This is a genomic window from Syntrophomonas sp. (assembly GCF_028707975.1).
GTDB lineage: Bacteria > Bacillota > Syntrophomonadia > Syntrophomonadales > Syntrophomonadaceae > Syntrophomonas.
Map to the genome: position 1 here is coordinate 31,334 of NZ_JAQVZX010000003.1, position 5,340 is coordinate 36,673.

The window sequence follows — 5,340 nt, forward strand, 5'->3', positions numbered from 1 at the left end:
GCGCAACAACCTTAATAGCGATCGCAAGGCATTGTAAGGGATGAGGGTAGTTTCATCCTCCGACACATAGTATTAGACTCTATCCTGCTCACAGTTGGATAATTAACATCGAGTGCCGGTTGCGGTATATTTATACAAACAAAATAATATTTATTACTTTTTGCAATGATATCAATATTCTGCAAGAAGCCGGTATAATCCTGGTGGAAAATAGATGAAATAGCCTGGCTTAGTGAAGCTGCTTAAGACGCGGAAAAAGGGCCTGGAGATCTCCCAGGGGCAGATATACCATATCTTCCTGGTTCACAACCGCAAGGATTACCATATCCTCACCGCTATATTCCTCGCTATAAAAGCCCAGGACACATACGGTCATCATTACTCCGTTAAGATAAACCGTAAATAAATCACCTTTATTCACGCCTATTCCCCCATATTTTTCCATCAACCATAGCTAAAAGAACTCGGGAGCGAAAATCAAACGGGTGTCCATCAAAGATTACCAGATCGGCCCGTTTACCTGGCCTGATGCTGCCCAACTCATCATCCACTCCCAGCAAACGGGCCGGGGAAATGGTTATAGCCTGCAGAGCAATATCTTCATCCAGTCCTTCCCGCACTGCCAGAGCTGCACAAACTCGCAGGTGCTCTACTGGAACCACCGGGTGATCGGTGATAAAAGCGAAGTCAACCCCGGCCTGAGCCAGGAGCGAAGCTGATTTAAACGATACTTCTTTCATTTCCACTTTAGCCCGGTTTACCAACAAAGGCCCCAAAAACACAGCTACATTCCTCTTCCGCAGTTCATCCGCGATTAAAAAGGCCTCGGTGCCATGCTGGATTATGAGATTAAGGTCAAATTCATCCCGGATACGCAGGGCGGTTAAGATATCATCGGCCCGGTGGGCATGCAGTAAAAGCAGCATTTCCCTTTTCAGTACTTTTAACAGTGCTCCCTGTTTGTACTCTTCCCGGGCTTCCCGCTCCACTTTTATCATTTCCCGGGAGGCCACATACAAGGCTTCCCGGAGTAAAGAAGCATTGGCCATCCGGGTTAGCGGTGTTTTCTTCTGCTCGCCGTAAACCCGCTTGGGGTTTTCCCCCAGAGCGGCCTTCAGCCCCCAGGGGTTTTTATATATCATTTCCCCCGGCGAGTTCGCCAGATGTTTTAAAAATACCGCCTGACCCCCAATAATATTGGCACTCCCCGGCATAGATAAGGAGCGGGTAACCCCGCCCCGCAGGGCATCGCTAAAGGCCAAATCATGAAAGTTTATTCCGTCAACTGCCTGCAAATAGGGGGTAAGCGGATCACTGCTCTCGTTAACATCGTCACCCTCGCTCCGGTATATTTCCTCCTCCAGTCCTATATGGCTATGAGCATCAATAAAACCAGGCAAGACATATTTCCCCACGACATTAATTACCTGGCAGTCAGGGGGAAGGCTTTCATTCTTACCTACCGACTTGATAAATGCTCCCTCAACCAATATAAGCCCGTTATCTATGCTTCCTGCTTCATCCATGGTCAATATCTTTCCACCAGAAATTGCGATCAATTAACAATACCCCTTCCAACGTATATTATCCTATGAGGATCAAAACTTAAGTGTTCAAAGCTTCCGGATAGTATAATCTGCCTGTATTTTTGTCATATAAACAGCCTCAAAAAGATACTTTATTCTGAAAATAGATAGGCGAGGCTTGTTGTTGCGCAAGCAGTCAACATCGTGAGCAAAAATAGGAGCCCTATAATAATTGTATTTCGCATAATACTATCCTCCAAGAGCAACCAAAACCTTCTTTTTTTACTACATCTATTGCCTGGCACTATCTTACATGATTTAGTCACCTGGCACCATACACAGCCTCGATCAATGCCCGAAACAGTCTCTGGGAATAATCATCCCGCAAGAATTCAGGGTGCCATTGAACTCCCAGCTGGAAGCTTTTATCGGTGCTCTCAATAGCTTCAATGGTACCATCGGGGGCCCGGGCGCTTACCCTCATTCCCACTCCTGCTTCCCTGACCGCCTGGTGATGGAAGCTGTTTACTCTGGCTTCATAACTGTCCAGAATCCGGGCCAGCAGAGTTTCTTTATATACTAATATATCATGAAAAGGATAATGGCGTGGAGCACTCTGCTCATGAGTCATTCCTGTAGCCAGATCCTGAACCAGCTTGCCGCCGGCGGCCACGGAAAGCAATTGACAGCCTCGGCAGATGCCTAAAACAGGGATGTTTTGGAGCAACAGTCTTCGGGCCAGCATAAGTTCAAAGGAATCCCTTAAGGGGTTTATCTCGCCCAGACCCGTTGCGGGAACTTCTCCCCAGTAAAAGGGATCAATATCCCCGCCCCCGGAGAAAATAAAAGCATCACAAATGTCCAGATACTCGTCAACCAGCATGGCATCATCCAGGGCGGGAAGAATTAGCGGCACTCCCCCGGCGTCTCTAACGGAAATAACATATGCTTCCCTTAAAGAATAAAGACTCTCATCCGCATTATGGTTAGCACTAATTCCTATTATCGCTTTCATTGCTGCCCTTTCCTCTCTCCGGTAGAATATCTCATCACCGGGTTCATTTTCTTTAATACAACTTAAATCAAAATTCAAGTCTTCCCAAAAAAATAACAGGTTCTGGCCTCGAACCTGCTAAATGATGCTTGATTTCATTGCAAAATGTAATAATTTTATTTATGATTCCCCTGCAAAACCCCTTTTTGTTGCATAAGGGTTGCATAAATATACAAAACGCTGGCGAAGGTGAAAGCGGGCGGTCGAAGACCGCCCTTACAATGCCTTGCAGTCGCTATTAAGGTTGTTGCGCCTGATTCGGAACGACACGGGGATCGTTCCCTACATACCCTGCGGGTACGCCTGGTGCTCCCTTTGGTCGCTATTAAGGTTGCACCCTGTCGGGCACTTCTTAATTATGTAATCAGACTTCCGATAAACTCAGACTGACGGTCAGCGCCTGGTCAACCTTGTTCATAGTATCGTCATTCAACACCGCTATTCGTTGTTTTAGTCTGGTTTTATCAATAGTCCGTATCTGCTCGGCCAGAATCACTGAATCTCTCTCTAGTCCATATACTGCTGCCTTAAGCTCGACATGAGTAGGCAATTTGGCCTTATTAATCTGGGCGGTAATAGCGAGAATAATGGTAGTGGGACTGTACTGGTTGCCAATATCATTTTGCACAACCACCACTGGCCTGACGCCGCCCTGTTCTGACCCGATTACTGGATTTAGTTGAGCAAAATATATCTCACCACGTTTGATCATCTATCCAATCACTCCAACAAATTTTCTATGCAGTTGACCAGGGCTTCCTCCTCCACTCCGCTGTTCTTGCAGGCTATATTTAGATTAATTTCCGCCATCTCCAGATAACCTTTTTTCATTTTTTCTATGGCTATTAATCTTTTCCGCTCCCCCAGATAATATTTTATGGCTTCCCGAACAATCTGACTGCGGTTTTTGCTTTCTTCCCGGGTAATATGATCAACCTCTGACAGCAGGCTTTCTGAAACAGTTATTATAATTCTTCTTGAGGCTGGCAACGCGAGCACCTCCAAAAATAATTTCCGTCCAATTACTATTAATTAATTATAGTTAATTACTAGGCATGCTCGCAAATCCAATAATTACATTCCGCCAGCTTTCGAATAGAGCCTCGGCACTCGTGCACTAAGCGCACAAACTATTTCATAATTAATGGTACCCAATATCCGGGCCAAATCATCCGCAGTCACACCATCCGATGGTTTTCCGAAAAGTATCACTTCGTCTCCCTCTTCCACCCTTTCCAATCCGCTAACATCAAACATACACTGATCCATACATACCATTCCAATCGAAGGCACTTTTTCCCCTCTAATAACGGCTGAGGATCGATTGGACAATAAACGATGATATCCATCAGCATAGCCAATGGGTACGGTTGCTACCCGAGTCGCTCGCTGGCAGCAGAAGGTTCTGCCATAACTTACATAATGACCAGGCTCCAAAACCTTAAGGTAACTAACCCGGCTTTTTAGAGTCATGGCCGGGATGATATCCAGGCCCAGCTGTTTCATATCTTCTGAAGGATAAAGACCGTAGATAACAATTCCTGCTCTCACCATATTCAGACGGGCTTCAGGGATATCCAAAAGAGCAGCACTGTTGGAACAATGCTTTAGGGGAATTGATAGACCCCCTTCCTCCAAGCTCTTTACAAATTTGGAGAATATCCTGAGCTGTTCATAAGTGAAGCTCTTGTCAATGGTATCAGCATCTGCAAAGTGGGTAAATATTCCTTGCACTTCGATTCCTGGCATGGCCGCAATTTCTTGTACCAATGCGATTGATTGTGGGATCGGGGCAAAACCCAAACGCCCCATTCCGGTATCAACCTTAATATGCACCCGGGCTGTCCGGGAAAGCCGACCTGCAGCCTGGGAAAGAGCCCGCGCAAAGGAAAATGAAAAAACCGTTGCGCTTATCTCGTGTTCAACCGCAGCTTCAGCAAATTCCTCCGAAATAAAGCCCAGCACCAGTACTGGAGCCGTAATTCCGGATTCCCTTAAATGAATGGCTTCATCCAGACTGGCCACACCCAGCCATTCCACCCCCTCTTGCAAGCAGGCCCTGGATACTTCCAGCATTCCATGGCCGTAGCCATCGGCTTTTACCACTGCCATTATCATGGCTGGGCTTACTCTGTTTTTGATAATTAGCATATTGTGTTTTATGGCTGTTAAGTCTATTTCTGCCCAGGTTGGTCTTCTATTATCCATTCTTTTTTACCAGCGACTTCAAAATATCATTGCGGGAAATTATACCCACCAGCTTTCCATGCCTGACCACAGGCACCCGGTTAACCCGTTTGTCCTGCATGATTTCTACGATTCTAGTCACTTCCGTGTCTTCTTCTACCAGTATCACTTTGGTGGTCATGGCATCTTCAACCTGTGATGCGGTGAATTTTTTTAATTCTTTATTAAATCGTATGGGGTTTTCCAGAAAAATAATACTGTCAAATAAAGTAACATAGAAAGGCATTTTCAATTCACTGGCTTTAACTATTAAATCCTTTTCCGTCACTATACCTATCACATGCCTGTCGGCATCAATTACCGGGACTCCGCTTATCTTCTCTTCCAGCAAAATCCGGGCCACCTCTTCCAGGCTGTCATTTTTATTTACGGCAATAACTTCCCTGGTCATTATGTCTTTAGCTAGCATCTTACACACTTCCCTCCCTGTATAAATTTTGACTCTGCTGCAAAAACCCCTTTTTATGCAAACTAATGCATAAATATACCGCTCAGCACCCTTAATAGCGACCG

The 5,340-nt window shown here is 45.6% G+C and carries 7 protein-coding genes; all 7 read right to left on the reverse strand.

The window, feature by feature from the left end; translation table 11 throughout:
• Positions 1-229 precede the first annotated feature (229 nt).
• Positions 230-421 (reverse strand): hypothetical protein, encoded by a 192-nt coding sequence (locus tag PHP87_RS00895; RefSeq protein WP_299917345.1) that lies wholly within the window; start codon positions 419-421, stop codon positions 230-232.
• Positions 414-1,559 carry an amidohydrolase gene (locus PHP87_RS00900; RefSeq protein WP_299917348.1) on the reverse strand — a complete coding sequence of 382 codons (1,146 nt, stop codon included), beginning with the start codon at positions 1,557-1,559 and terminating at the stop codon, positions 414-416. The genes PHP87_RS00895 and PHP87_RS00900 overlap by 8 nt, the downstream gene beginning before the upstream one ends.
• 289 nt (positions 1,560-1,848) lie before the next feature.
• Entirely contained in the window at positions 1,849-2,619 is a 771-nt protein-coding gene (locus PHP87_RS00905; protein ID WP_299917350.1) for a gamma-glutamyl-gamma-aminobutyrate hydrolase family protein, read from the reverse strand.
• A gap of 325 nt (positions 2,620-2,944) precedes the next feature.
• A complete protein-coding gene (locus PHP87_RS00910) occupies positions 2,945-3,292 on the reverse strand; it encodes a type II toxin-antitoxin system PemK/MazF family toxin (RefSeq protein WP_299917353.1) in 348 nt (115 codons plus the stop codon).
• 8 nt (positions 3,293-3,300) lie between these two features.
• A complete protein-coding gene (locus PHP87_RS00915) occupies positions 3,301-3,570 on the reverse strand; it encodes a ribbon-helix-helix protein, CopG family (protein ID WP_299917355.1) in 270 nt (89 codons plus the stop codon).
• An 84-nt stretch (positions 3,571-3,654) separates the two neighbouring features.
• Positions 3,655-4,788: an alanine racemase gene (alr, locus tag PHP87_RS00920; RefSeq protein ID WP_299917358.1), complete on the reverse strand. Its 1,134-nt coding sequence runs from the start codon at positions 4,786-4,788 to the stop codon at positions 3,655-3,657.
• The gene (locus tag PHP87_RS00925; protein ID WP_366942868.1) at positions 4,781-5,236 is read right to left on the reverse strand and encodes a CBS domain-containing protein; all 456 of its coding nucleotides are present in this window, start codon (positions 5,234-5,236) and stop codon (positions 4,781-4,783) included. The genes alr and PHP87_RS00925 overlap by 8 nt, the downstream gene beginning before the upstream one ends.
• Positions 5,237-5,340: the final 104 nt, after the last annotated feature.

Coding starts and splice junctions, on each gene's coding strand:
- PHP87_RS00910 (WP_299917353.1), bottom strand. CDS start 3,292: ATGATCAAACGTGGTGAGATATATTTTGCTCAACTAAATCCAGTAATC.
- PHP87_RS00925 (WP_366942868.1), bottom strand. CDS start 5,236: ATGCTAGCTAAAGACATAATGACCAGGGAAGTTATTGCCGTAAATAAA.
- alr (WP_299917358.1), bottom strand. CDS start 4,788: ATGGATAATAGAAGACCAACCTGGGCAGAAATAGACTTAACAGCCATA.